The organism is Desulfovibrio psychrotolerans (assembly GCF_013340305.1).
Classification (GTDB): Bacteria; Desulfobacterota; Desulfovibrionia; order Desulfovibrionales; family Desulfovibrionaceae; genus Halodesulfovibrio; species Halodesulfovibrio psychrotolerans.
In genome coordinates this window covers 128778-141372 of the sequence record NZ_BLVP01000036.1, presented here as the reverse complement: position 1 = coordinate 141372, position 12595 = coordinate 128778, and the positions used below count along the sequence as shown (strand labels likewise).

Here is a 12595-nt window from a genome sequence, read left to right as displayed (position 1 = left end):
GCTAATTTTTGGGCGGGTCTTTCGCTTCTATAACCTTCACGCCGAACTCAGCCACGTTGGCGGGAGGATTGTAGAACACCACCATGAAGGGCACTTCCTGCCCGGGAGCGATGTTTGTGTTGTTGGTGAGGATTTCTATCTTATTGTTGAGGGCGGATTCCAGTTCCTGCTGTCCGAGAACCTGCAACTGGAAAAGAGAGACGGTTACTCCCCCGTACTGCTGCTTGCTGGTAAGGGTGACGTTGCTGGCATCAAAAAGGGTTGCTTCCACCTTCACCAGTTCCTTGGGAACGTTGAAGTTGTTCACCACCTTTCCTTCTATGACGAACAGCTGCCCCACTTTTTCGTTGGGCTGATAGTATTGCCGGATGTTGCGCAACGCCAGATGCTTGATGTTATCTGTAGCCACCACATCTTCCGGGCTTGCGTTGCCCTGCACCAGTGCCTGCGTGGCGTTATCCAGAATATCGGGCTTGAAAAAGAACACCCCCGCCCCGGCACCGCCCAGAACAAGAAGCAGGAGTACCAGCACGAGGGCCTTTTTTCCGCCCTTGGCACTCTTCTTTTTCGCGGGCTTGGAGTCTATGCTGAATGAGGCATCGTTGTCGCCCAGCAAATCGTCTAGCGAATCATCATTCAGCGGGGCATGTTCCGGCTTCATCTCGCGCACAGGGGCGGCAAGCGGGAACAGATGTTTGCACACGGTGCAGCGAGCCTTGGCACCGGGCTTGAACATCTTATCAGGAAGATTATATTTTGTAGAACAATTCGGACATGTTACGTGCATTGCGATTCCTGTTTTCTGCTCAATGCTCTGCTGCTCTGGTGCAGCTATTCGACAATTGCCTCGTAAATAGCCCCGAGTTCACGATATTTTTCGGCATAGTCCATGCCATATCCGACAATGAACCCTTTTTGCAACGTAAAGCCGGGGTACCGGACGGTTACGTCCACCTCGCGGCGCTCAAACTTGTCCACGATGGCAGCAATGCTGATGCTTCTGGCTCCGCGCGCCTCAAGCTGGCGCACCAAAAACGCCATGGTATGCCCGGTGTCCACTATATCTTCGACCACAAGCACGTGCTTGCCTTCGATGGAAACCTCGAGATCCTTTGTAAAGGATATGGTTTTGGTGCTGCTTGTTCCCTTTCCGTAACTTGCACACCGCACAAAGTCCACTTCCGGCTGCACAGTTATGCGCTTGACCAGATCGGAAAAAAACATGAACGCGCCCTTGAGCACACACACCACCACCAGCTCTTCTTCCGCGTAGTCGTGGTTTATCTGCTCGGCAAGCTCATTGAGGCGCCTGTCTATCGCTGCCTCGTCATACACCACTCTCAATTCCTTGACTATCATTCCGTCACGCTCCGTGTGCGATGCTACAGATCAATCTGCATGGCAATTTCATCACATTCCGGGAATTTGGGACAATTGATGCAGTCTGCCCACACCTTTTGGGGTAGCACATCCTTAGAAACCTCTGCAAATCCCATTTTCCTGAAAAAGGAGTCCTGATAGGTGAGAGTGAAGACTTTGTAAATACCCAGCGTGAGCGACTCGCTCAGGCACGCCTCCACCAGCTTACGCCCGAAGCCCTGTCCTCTCAGCCGCTCATCCACCGCAAGGGAACGGACCTCTGCAAGACCGTCCCACACAATGGCAAGGGCGCAGCAGCCCTGTATGGGACCGCCATCGTCAGGGTCCACCACGTAAAACTCGCGAAGATGTCCGTATAGCTGGTTCAACGGGCGGGGCAGCAGCAGCCCCTGCCCCGAGCATTCCATGAGCAGCTTGTGCACTGCCTTCACATCCTGCATGCGGGCCTTGCGGATATAGGGCTTGCCCATCTAGTTGTTCCTCTTCAGTTCATCAACCTTGGCGGACAAAGCCGCCTGATCGGCCACGCCCACATGGTCCACAACCAGAGCGCCTCTGGTGTCGTAGATAAGCAGGCGGGGGATGGAGGAGATATTGAAGACGGGGGGCAGATCCTGCTTGGCTCTGAAAACGGGATAATTGAAGCCCGCACGGGCCACCATGGCCTGCAGTTCAGACGGATTCTCGTCTACGGAAACGCCGAGCAGCACCATATGTTCCTCGCTGACTTCATTGCGCAGGCGTATAAGCTCCGGTACTTCCACCTTGCAGGGGGGGCACCACGAAGCAAAAAAATTCACCACCACAACCTTGCCGCGCTCTGCCCGGATTTTGGTGAGCAGGTCGGTGGCTGAAATCTCTTCCACCGCGGTTACGGCCTCTTTTTCCGCCTGCGCGCAACCGGCTCCCAGAACCAGCATAAACGCAAGTGCGCACAGCAGGGTTGCCCACCGGGAAAAAAGTCCCCTGCGGGCCTGCACAGAGCCTTCTGAACAATAGGTAGGATACATAAAAAAACACTCCTATGGTGCAGCGGCAAATGACTGCGCGATCCGTACTGCGGAAACGGCGTCCACGGAATAGCCGTGGGCTCCTATGGCGTCCGCAAAGGCCTGTGTAACCACGGCGCCGCCTACCATGACCTTGATGTGGTCGAGTCCACGCTCGCGCAAAAGGTCTACGGTATCCTGCATGCGCACCATGGTGGTGGTCATGAGGGCGGAAAGGCCGATGATGCCGGCACCATGTTTTTCGGCGGCGTCCACGATGGCCTGCGCCTTCACGTCCTTGCCGAGGTCCACCACGTTGAAACCGTGATTGCCGAGCATGAGGCAGACGATATTTTTGCCTATATCGTGGATATCGCCCTCCACCGTTGCCATGACTATGGTGGGTTTTACGCCTGATTCACCAGACTCCTCCAGCATGGGCCTGAGGAAGGCGAACCCGTGCTGCATGGTCTCTGCCGAACGCAGCAGTTGAGGCAGGAAGTACTCCTTGCGCTCATATTTTCCGCCCACTTCGGTTATGGCAGGGATGAGCATTCCGTTCACCACTTCGAACGCGGTTTTGCCCCCTTCCAGCTCCTTGCGGACCAGTTCCACCACGTTGTCCTTGTCTCCCTTCACCACTGCCTCGTATGCGGTGGCAGCGGCACCAGTAAAGACGGCTCCTCCACCCGCAACCGTGGCGTTGCCCGGTTTCCATTCCGCATAATCGGCGATGAACTGAGCGGCGTTGGCATCGCGGCCCAGCAGTACTTCTGCTGCGGCAAGCGTTTCGCGGATACGCGCGTTGCCGGGGTGCGCGATGCAGGAGGAAAGCCCTTCCGCAGCCGCCATGGCGAGGAAGGTGCTGTTCAGCAGACCGCGCGCAGGAAGGCCGAAGGAAATGTTCGAAAGCCCGATGGTAGTGGGCAGCCCCAGTTCCCGCGTGCAATGGCGGATGGTTTCCAGACACGCCTTGGCGGCCTCTGCCTTGGAAGAAACCGCCAGCGCCAGCACGTCCACCATGATGAGACGGCGCGGAATACCCAGCGCGTCTGCCTGCGCGAGCAGTTCTTCTATGATGGCAATACGTTCAGGCGCCGCCACGGGCAGCTTGCGGCCCTTGAGGGGCAGCAGGATGAACGGCGCGCCGAACTTGCGGCAGAGCGGGCCGAGCCGCTCCAAGCGCCCCGGTTCGCCGCTGATGGAGTTCACAAGGGGCGAAGCGGGATACATGGCGAGAGCGTTTTCCAGAGCGTCCATGTTCGAGGTGTCCAGCACCAGCGGCACGGGATACTGTGAAACAATGCGGCCCACAAGTTCCGGCAGGAGCACTGTTTCATCCACCATGGGTGCGCCCACGTTCACGTCCAGCAGCGGCGCATGACAATCGACCTGTTCCTGTACGAACATCATGCAGGTGGTGAACTGGCCGTTCTGCAATTCCGCGATAAGCTGCTTCTTGCCCGTGGGGTTAATGCGCTCGCCGATGATGCGCACGGGATGCCGCTCGCCGAAATGGACCAGCGCAGCGCGGGATGTGACCGCCATTCCCGCCTGCGGCGCACGCACGGGCTGACACGGCACATCCGCAACGGCCTGCTTGAGCGCGGCGATATGATCCGGCGTGGTGCCGCAGCATCCGCCCATACAGCGCACGCCCATTTCCGCAAAGCGTCTGGTCTGCTCCGCAAAGGATGCCGGGTTGAGCCTGAAGACAGTGTTGCCCGCCGCATCCAGTTCCGGCAGTCCGGCGTTAGGCATGACCAGCACGGGGACGGAAGAGACAGCCAGCATGTGTTCCACCACGGCGACCATCTGCTCGGGGCCGGCGCTGCAGTTGGTGGCCACAAGGTCCACTCCCATGTTGACCGCCGTTTCCACGAACACGTCCGGCGCGCTGCCCGTAAGGCTTACGCCGTTTTCAAAGGTCATGGACGCGCCCACGGGCAGGTCGCAGACCTCGCGTGCGGCAACAACGGCGGCGCGCAGTTCCGCGATGTCAAAGTGGGTTTCCAGAAGGATGAGGTCCACCCCGCCTTCCACCAGACCGCGCATCTGTTCCTTGAAGGCATCCACCAGTTCATGGAAGTCCACATCGCCGAGCGGCCTGAGGAAATGCCCTGTGGGCCCGACACTGCCCGCCACGAACACCGGACGGCCAGCCTCCTGCGCAGCGCGGCGCGCGGCGTGGGCCATGGCGCGGTTGAACCCGACGATATCCGTTCCCGCAGGCATTTTGTAGCGGGTGCCGCCAAAGGTGTTTGTGGTGAGTACATCGGCCCCGGCGCGGGCGTAGTCCAGATGGATACCCTTAAGCACATCCGGGTTGGACAGACACCACATTTCCGGGCTCACGCCCGCAGGCAAGCCCCTTGCCTGCAGCATGGTTCCCATACCACCGTCAAAAAACAGAAAACGCCCTTCGTGTAAGGCCCGTCTGAAATCAAGCACGTGCTATCCCTCGGCAAAAAGCGTAGTATCGTTACCCCGTTCTCCGGCGGCAACGCGCGCCAGTCGGGAACCCATCATGATCATTGCCCGATCCGGTCTACTGAAAAACATTGAAAAGGACAAACGAAAACTATACCATTCATATGTTATGCCTATCGCGTTCGGCGTCCGGCCAAAGCATCCGAGATTTCCAACAAGACGAAACAATGACCAAATCCAAGAATTCCCAGAAAAAAGATATACTCCCGGAACACGAAGAAACCGAGGTTGAGGTACTGGACGGCCCTGAAGAGGATGAGGACGAATCGCTGGAGCTTGACGAGGATTTCATCGACCTGGACGATGACGTAACCATCGACCTGGAAAGCTCACTCGCCCCTGTTCCGTTCGCACTCTCGCCGGACAAGGCTTCTTCCAAGGACTCGCTGCACCTGTACCTGCGTGAAATCAGCAAATTTCCGCTGCTCAAGCCGGACGAGGAGTTTCAGCTTGCACGCAAGGTTCTGGACGAAGGTGATCAGGACGCCGCCTTCCGTCTTGTCTCTTCGCATCTGCGTCTTGTCGTAAAAATAGCCATGGATTTCCAACGCCGCTGGATGCAGAACGTGCTTGACCTGGTGCAGGAAGGCAACGTGGGACTTATGCGCGCAGTGCACAAGTTCGATCCCGAAAAGGGCATTAAATTTTCCTACTATGCCTCCTTCTGGATAAAGGCCTATATCCTTAAATTCATCATGGACAACTGGCGGCTGGTGAAGATAGGCACCACGCAGGCTCAGCGCAAACTGTTCTACAACCTGAACAAAGAGCGCCAGAGGCTTATTTCGCAGGGCTTTTCGCCCGATTCGGCCATGCTTTCTGAAAAGCTGAACGTTTCTGAAGAGCAGATCGTGGAAATGGAGCAGCGGCTGAACAGCAACGACATGTCGCTGGACATTCCTGTGGGCGACGAAGGCTCTACGGCTACCCGTATGGACTTTCTGCCCGCTCTTGGGCCCGGAGTGGAAGATGTGCTTGCCAACAACGAATTAAGCACTATGCTCAGGGAACACCTCAAGACCATTGAGCCCTTGCTCAATGACAAGGAATTGGAAATACTGCACGGGCGGCTGCTCTCTGAAGACCCCGTCACGCTCCGGGAAATTGGCGAGAAATATGACATTACGAGGGAGCGGGTCCGACAGATTGAGGCCCGCCTGCTCCAGAAAATCCGGGACCACCTGTTCCGGGAGATTAAGGATTTTTCCAAGGAATGGATCAACCGTTAAGTCCGAGGGACACCTCCCCCATGACAGCACGCTCCTCTTCACGCCTGATGCGCAACACCGCCGCATGCGCATTGATCTGCCTGAGCCTTGCGGCGACCGCATGCGTTCGCCAGCCGACCATGTCGCCTAAGCCTGCGGAGCCTGAAACACAGGCGGCTCCTCCCGATTCCGGTCAGAAGCTGACCATGACGCCTGAAGCCGCGCAGGTTTACTACTACCTCATGCTGGACGAGGCGGCCCGCAACAACGATCTGCGCGCCGGCGGAAGGGCTATCGGGCAGTTGCTGCAACTGGACCCCGGTGTTCCGGTATTTCTGGATGCTGCGCGCTTTTACGGACTGCGCAAGGAGATTACCCTTGCCCGCGACATAGCCAAAATGGGGCTGGAGAAATTTCCTGACCACTTTGATCTGACAGTGCTGCTGGCGGAAACCTATCTGGAAGAAAACCGCATTGACGAGGCGGTGGGGATTTTGCGGGACCTCATAACCCGCAACCCCGAATCGGCCGACGCCCGGCTGCATCTGGGACAGGTACTTCTGGCCCATGACCGTTTCGCCGAAGCGGCGGACCTTCTGGCCGCACCATCTGCCATCCGTTCCGGCCCGCTTACCCGGTACTACCTGTCGCGCGCCTACATTAACCTTAAGAAATTCAGGGATGCTGAGCGCGAACTAAAGGCCGCTGTAAAATCCAACAGCGACTTTGTGGAGGCTTGGGCTGAACTGGCTTTTCTGTATGAGGTGATGAAGGACTACGTCGCTGCGGAAAAGACCTATGAGCGCATCATCGAGCTTGGTCAGGCAGGGCAGGAAGTGTGGCTGCGGCTCATTGCCCTGAACATAAAGCTGAACAGGCCCGACAAAGCACTTTCCATAGCCAAGAACGGGCCGGAAGAGACGGGTTTTCATCTGCAGGCGGCAACAGCGTTCATGGAGGAAGGATTCAACGAACACGCCAGGGAGCTGCTCGAACCGCTTGCCGACCAGAACAATCCGCCCGCCGAGGTCTTTTTTCATCTCGCACTCATAGCCTTTTCGGTGGACAAGGATTTTGCACGGGCCGTGGATCTGCTGGAGAACATACCGGAGCACAGCCCGCTGTGGGCTAAAAGTGCCCGTTTCCGCGCACAGCTGCTCTATGAGGTGGACCGCAAGGACGAAGCGTTGCAGATAGTGACGCAGGGACGGACCTCTGACCCCGGCGACAGAGAATTCTGGGACATGGAAGTGGACATGCTCGCCTCCATGCAATTGTTTGACGAGGCCCACGCCACTCTGGATGAGGCCCTTGCCCGATGGTCCGATGACCCGGAACTGCTTTTCTCCAAGGGGTCAATTTACGACCTTGCCGGGGACAAGGAGCGAGCCTTTCAGACCATGGAGCGGGTTATCACCATAGACCCGGAAAATCCGCAGGCCCTGAATTACGTGGGATACACACTGGCGGACAAGGGACTGAACCTTGAGCGCGCCCTTGTGCTCATTGAGACTGCGCTCAAGCAGGAACCGGACAAGGCGTACATTGTGGATTCCCTTGCCTGGGTACATTACCGGCTGGGTAATCTGGAAGAGGCATGGGAAGCCATTAACCGCTGTCTCTCGCTTGGCGTGGAAGACCCCACCATATGGGAACACTATGGCGATATTGCCAAGGCCATGGGCCGGAAGGCAGAAGCCCGTAAGGGATACCGGGAAGCTTTGAAGATGAACCCGGGAAATGCCGATGAAATCAAGAAGAAACTTCAGGAAAAATAGTACCATGCCCATAGCACGGAGGCTTCACGCGCTTCTGCCGCATTTCTCCTGTTCGTGCCACGGAAACGGACAGAGTGCGACGCCGCGACGCATGCCCATTCTTCTCTCCGCCGTGCTCCTGCTGGCACTGGCCGCACTCTCCGGCTGTGCCACGCGGCAGACGTTGCCGCCGGAGGCCATTCAGGACCCTGCCGTGCGTGAGACAGCGCACGCCCTTTGGCTGCAGTATCTGCACACCGCCAAAAGCAGAAACTCCGAAGCGCCCTTCCTCATCGGCGCATCGCTGCGCTACTCGACGCCGGACTCCGGCCACCGCCTCGTGCTGCGGGCATGGGGCAACGGGCTGGATCCCATGCGCATAGACATTGAGGCCGGTGTGGGCCAGACCCTTGCCCTTATACGGCAGGACAGCCATTCCTTTGTCGCTTATGACCCCCGCGGACAGAAGGCCTATGTGAACAACGACACCGGGAACGTGCTGCTCCGCTTTGGTCTGCCTGTGCCATTCGGCATCCGCGATCTGGGCAATCTGATGACAGGCAGGTTTGACCGCGTAATACCTGGGGAATACTCCTCGGTTGCCATTGCCCCCGGAGGCGGCTTTGCCTATACTCTTCCCGCCACTTCCAGAGACGGCCACGGCAGCGTATTGCGGCTGAACGCTGCCGGTCAGCCAGAAGAGTGGGTGGCAGGCAAAGGAACCAACCGCATGGCGCTGACCATTGCCGGGTATGACACGCCGGAGGCCCTGCCCCGCCGCTTCACCATCCAGATGGGAGAAGACAAGAACGCCATCCTGCTCATACGGGAACGGGCATGGCCGGAAACGCCCTTCTCCGACGCTCAGTTGGCGGTGGACATTCCTGCAGGAACGCACATCAAGCCCCTGCCGCGCAACTGACATCATCAAGCCCCGGTTTACCGGAGGATGCAATGACTACAGAAAATAACCAACACGCCGGGGTACAGCCGGAAACCACTATTCTGCGCAACCTGCGCATAGGATTTCAGGTATGGCTGGGAGAGATGAGACTGTTGCTCGTGGGAGCAGGCAGAGCCTTTGAACTGCGCCAGTTGCAAAGACGGCTGGACGAAGAATGCGCTGCGCTTGGCAGGCATACTGCCGAACATCTTGCCGCCTCCGGTGAAGAAGCCGTGCCGCCTTCTTTTGATATGATCCGCTCCGCCCGGCAGGTGCAGTTTCTGCAGGACGAAATTCTGCGTCTGCGCTCGGAACAGGAAGATGCTGCCAACAGGGCACGGGAACGTGCGCCCCACAACAACCGCGACTAGTCGGAACTTCCTGCCGGGAAGACGGCCCACCGCCCATACAGAGGTAATTCCATGTCCAAGAAAGTGATCATCGGCTCGGACCACGCGGGTTTTGCACTCAAGGAAGTGCTCGTGCGGCACCTTGAGTCACTCGGATACACCGTTTCCGATGCCGGTCCCGAATCGGCCCAGAGCTGCGACTACCCCGTCTTTGCCCGCAAGGTGTGCGATATGGTGCTGGCGGAAGAGGTTCCCGGCATTCTTATCTGCGGCACAGGCATAGGCATGTCCATGGCAGCCAACAGGCAGCCGGGTATACGCGCCGCCCTGTGCACAAACGAATTCCATGCCCGGGCCACCCGCCAGCACAACAACGCCAACGTGCTCTGCCTTGGCGAGCGCGTGACCGGCCCCGGCGTTGCCATGGAACTTGCCCGCATTTTTCTGGAAACCCCCTTTGAGGGGGGCCGCCACCAGCGACGAATCGATATCTTTGAAGGAAACTGAGAACGCCCGATGCAACTCTACAATACCCTTACCCGCAAAAAAGAGGAATTTGTTCCCGCCGTACCCGGCAAAGTGAACATGTACGTGTGCGGCATAACCGCATACGACCTCTGCCATATAGGTCACGCCCGTTCCGCCGTGGTTTTTGACGTTCTGGTCCGCTACCTGCGCAGCAAGGGGCTGGACGTGACCTTTGCCCGCAATTTCACGGACGTGGACGACAAGATTATCGTCCGCGCCAATCAGGAAGGCATTTCCAGCACGGAGGTGGCGGAAAAGTACATACGCACCTTCTATGAAGACATGGACAGGCTGAATGTGCTGCGGGCGGACATAGAACCCAGATGCACAGAGCATATAGGCGAGATGATTGCCCTGTGCGAGGACCTGATTGCCAAGGGCAAGGCCTATGCCACCGCTTCCGGAGACGTGTACTTTCGTGTGCGCGCCTTCCCGGAATACGGCAAGCTTTCCGGTCGGGATGTTGACGAAATGCGTTCCGGCGCGAGGGTTGCCCCCGGCGAGGAAAAGGAAGACCCGCTGGATTTTGCGCTGTGGAAAAGCGCCAAGCCGGGCGAGCCGCACTGGCAAAGCCCGTGGGGTGCGGGACGTCCCGGATGGCATATTGAATGCTCTGCCATGAGCGAAAAGCACATGCCGCTGCCGCTTGATATTCATGGAGGCGGTCTGGACCTTATCTTCCCGCACCACGAAAATGAAATCGCCCAGACGGAAGCGGCAACGGACAAGCACATGGCCCGCTACTGGGTGCACAACGGGTTTGTGCAGGTGGATTCGGAAAAGATGTCCAAGTCGCTCGGCAACTTTAAAACCATACGCGACATTCTTGAGCGATACCTTCCTGAAACGCTTCGGTTTTTCCTTCTCACAAAGCACTACCGCAGTCCCATCGACTTCAGCTTTGACGTGATGGAGGAGGCAGAGAAGAATCTCAAGCGCATCTATGAAACCAAGGCCCTGCTGCACGAGGAACTGGCCCGCGACAAGTGGACCGGTGCGGAACTGCCCGCCGAAATGACGGAGGAGTTTGACCAGCATGTGACCGCATGGCATGCCGCCATGGAAGACGATATGAATACCGCCGGTGCACTGGGCCATGTATTCGGACTGGTCAGACTGCTGAATCGTGTGGCCGAGGACAAGAACCTGCGCAAGTGTCAGGGAGCGAGTGCTCTTTTCCAGAAAGCTCTGGATGAATTTGCATCGTGGAATACCGTGCTCGGTCTGTTCGGAACGGACGCGCGCGCCTTTCTTGATGAACTGAAGCTGTGCAGGGCTGCCCGCAAAGGCATTGTTCCTTCCCATGTGGAAGACCTGATACAGCAGCGGCAGGAAGCCCGGAAGGCAAAGGACTTTGCCCTTTCTGACACCCTGCGTGATAAACTGGCCGCTCTGGGTGTGGACGTGCGGGATACTCCCGCCGGTCCCGCATGGGATGTGCTGTAGGAAACCAAATGAACAAGCCGTCCGCCGGAACCGTGTCCGCAGCACGCCGCACCGCCCTTGGGTTCTGCGCGCGCCGTTGCGGACGGCTTTTGCTGTGCCTGACTTTGGTGTGCGCAACACTGCTTATGCCGGTGCAGTCCGGCAATGCGGATATCCGCGACCTGTTTGGCGACTTCACCCTCAAAGACGAGATGGAACTGGGCCGCAAGTTCAGCGTGCTGATCAAATCGCGCATGCCTATCATTGAAGACCCGGAGGTGGTCAACTACATCGCCGAGATTATTGACCGGCTGAAAGCCTCCATGCGGCCACATCCCTACACGTTTGAGGCCAGCGTTCTGCTGGACAACTCCATGAACGCCTTTGCCGTTCCCGGCGGCTACCTGTTCATAAACACCGGCATGCTGCTCAATCTGGAAAATGAGTCGGACCTTGCAGGTATTCTGGCGCACGAACTGGCGCACATTACCCAGCAGCATATTGCCAGCCGCCTTGCCAAAGCGAAGAAGACGCAACTGCTTGGTCTTGCGGGTGCTCTGGCAGGGATTCTGCTGGGAGGCGACAGCAACATGCAGGGCGGGCTTGCCGTGGGATCCATCGCGGCGGCTCAGACGGCCATGCTCAACTACAGCCGACAGGATGAACGCGACGCGGACCAGATGGGACTTATCTATCTGGTGGGCGGCGGGTATCCTCCGCAGGGCATGCTCGGCGGATTTGAAGCCATCCGTAAACGGCGCTGGCAGATGGGCTCCACCATGCCCGCCTATCTGAGCACCCACCCGGATATTGACGAGCGTCTGCAGTATCTTTCTGACCGCATACGCGCCCTGCCGGAAGAAATCCGCGCACGCACGGAAGACAACAGCCGCTTCAGGCGCATACAGACGCTCATACGCGCCCGTTACACAGACCCCAAAGTGGCTCTGCTGCATTTTGACAATACCGATACCCAGCAGGACTGCATAAGCCTGATGGGCCGGGGCATTACGCTTTCGCGGCTGAACCGGGTGACAGAGGCGGCGGATTCCTTTGAAAGGGCTCTGACATGCGGCCCGCGTGACCATCTTATCTCCCGCGAGGCGGGCACCTTCCACTATCTTAAAGGAGACCTGAACCGGGCGGGCAGCCTGCTGCAAAAAGCCATTCTGCTTAACCCGCGCGACTTCATGGCGTTTTTCTATTACGCACGACTTCTGGGCGACAAGGGCGACATAAACGGCGCTGCGAACTACTTTGAAGAAATGCTTGTGCACCTGCCTGAAGACCCTGAAATTCACTATTACTACGGGCGGCTTCTCGGACAGAACAGGCGACTGTTCAAGGCGCACCTGCACCTTGCATACAGTGCCCTGTACAAGAACGATAAAAAGAAAACACAATACCATTTAGGCCTTGCACGCAGCAACGCGGCCACCCCGGAAGACAAGGAAGCGCTGGAACGGTTTGACCTGCGCCACGCCGAGCGGGCTGAGTTCTGGAACAAGGATTAGTACGGAGCATA

The 12595-nt window shown here is 57.8% G+C and carries 12 protein-coding genes; 7 read left to right on the top strand and 5 right to left on the bottom strand.

The window, feature by feature from the left end:
• Nucleotide 1: 1 nt before the first annotated feature.
• Genes HUV26_RS15260 through HUV26_RS15240 form a run of 5 tightly spaced genes read right to left on the bottom strand, consistent with a single transcriptional unit; the run spans nt 2 to nt 4820 of the window.
• Nucleotides 2–787: a DUF3426 domain-containing protein gene (locus HUV26_RS15260; protein WP_174410999.1), complete on the bottom strand. Its 786-nt coding sequence runs from the start codon at nt 785–787 to the stop codon at nt 2–4.
• A gap of 44 nt (nt 788–831) precedes the next feature.
• Nucleotides 832–1359 carry a hypoxanthine phosphoribosyltransferase gene (gene hpt, locus HUV26_RS15255; protein ID WP_174410998.1) on the bottom strand — a complete coding sequence of 176 codons (528 nt, stop codon included), beginning with the start codon at nt 1357–1359 and terminating at the stop codon, nt 832–834.
• Between the two features lie 23 nt (nt 1360–1382).
• Nucleotides 1383–1850, bottom strand: coding sequence for an N-acetyltransferase (locus HUV26_RS15250; protein ID WP_174410997.1), 468 nt, complete (start codon nt 1848–1850; stop codon nt 1383–1385).
• A complete protein-coding gene (locus tag HUV26_RS15245) occupies nt 1851–2390 on the bottom strand; it encodes a TlpA family protein disulfide reductase (RefSeq protein ID WP_174410996.1) in 540 nt (179 codons plus the stop codon).
• A 12-nt stretch (nt 2391–2402) separates the two neighbouring features.
• Nucleotides 2403–4820 (bottom strand): homocysteine S-methyltransferase family protein, encoded by a 2418-nt coding sequence (locus HUV26_RS15240; RefSeq protein WP_174410995.1) that lies wholly within the window; start codon nt 4818–4820, stop codon nt 2403–2405.
• Nucleotides 4821–5026: 206 nt separating this feature from the next.
• Here HUV26_RS15240 and HUV26_RS15235 point away from each other — a divergent pair, with 206 nt between their 5' ends.
• The 7 genes from HUV26_RS15235 (at nt 5027) to HUV26_RS15205 (ending at nt 12584) form a co-directional block, all read left to right on the top strand.
• The gene (locus HUV26_RS15235; RefSeq protein ID WP_174410994.1) at nt 5027–6088 is read left to right on the top strand and encodes a sigma-70 family RNA polymerase sigma factor; all 1062 of its coding nucleotides are present in this window, start codon (nt 5027–5029) and stop codon (nt 6086–6088) included.
• Between the two features lie 20 nt (nt 6089–6108).
• A complete protein-coding gene (locus HUV26_RS15230; RefSeq protein ID WP_174410993.1) occupies nt 6109–7845 on the top strand; it encodes a tetratricopeptide repeat protein in 1737 nt (578 codons plus the stop codon).
• Nucleotides 7846–7936: 91 nt separating this feature from the next.
• Nucleotides 7937–8746, top strand: coding sequence for a hypothetical protein (locus HUV26_RS15225; RefSeq protein WP_174410992.1), 810 nt, complete (start codon nt 7937–7939; stop codon nt 8744–8746).
• Nucleotides 8747–8778: 32 nt separating this feature from the next.
• A complete protein-coding gene (locus HUV26_RS15220) occupies nt 8779–9138 on the top strand; it encodes a hypothetical protein (RefSeq protein ID WP_174410991.1) in 360 nt (119 codons plus the stop codon).
• A 51-nt stretch (nt 9139–9189) separates the two neighbouring features.
• A complete protein-coding gene (rpiB, locus tag HUV26_RS15215; protein WP_174410990.1) occupies nt 9190–9624 on the top strand; it encodes a ribose 5-phosphate isomerase B in 435 nt (144 codons plus the stop codon).
• 9 nt (nt 9625–9633) lie between these two features.
• On the top strand, nt 9634–11091 hold the full coding sequence (gene cysS, locus HUV26_RS15210; RefSeq protein ID WP_174410989.1) for a cysteine--tRNA ligase: 1458 nt from the start codon (nt 9634–9636) through the stop codon (nt 11089–11091).
• A gap of 8 nt (nt 11092–11099) precedes the next feature.
• Nucleotides 11100–12584: a beta-barrel assembly-enhancing protease gene (locus HUV26_RS15205; protein ID WP_174410988.1), complete on the top strand. Its 1485-nt coding sequence runs from the start codon at nt 11100–11102 to the stop codon at nt 12582–12584.
• Nucleotides 12585–12595: the final 11 nt, after the last annotated feature.